Source organism: Clostridium sp. OM05-9 (genome assembly GCF_003481465.1).
GTDB lineage: Bacteria > Bacillota > Clostridia > Lachnospirales > Lachnospiraceae > Coprococcus > Coprococcus ammoniilyticus.
In genome coordinates, this window is sequence record NZ_QULF01000016.1 from 1 (window position 1) to 266 (window position 266).

Genomic DNA, 266 nt, shown 5'->3' on the forward strand with positions numbered 1-266 from the left:
ACCTTCGATGCGAACAAGACATTTACGATCTATGTAACAAATGCAAGTGGAGAATATGTTCTTGCAGATGGAAGCATAAGCGCAACCAAGACAGGAATCAGCGTACCTGCAAACGGAAGCGTAACGATCAATGACATACCTGTAGGAATTTACAGTGTAAGTGAAGAGCAAACCGGAACAGCAGTTGCAAACTATGGCTTAGCAGTCAGTGGGGAAGGTAATGTCACCGTCACCAAGGATGCGACAGCAACCGCAACTGTAACGAA

1 protein-coding gene is annotated in these 266 nt (G+C 45.5%); it reads left to right on the forward strand.

Annotated elements, in window-relative coordinates; genetic code table 11:
- A partial coding sequence (locus DXB77_RS13145) for a DUF5979 domain-containing protein (protein WP_207665168.1) occupies positions 1-266 on the forward strand: 266 nt, incomplete at both ends.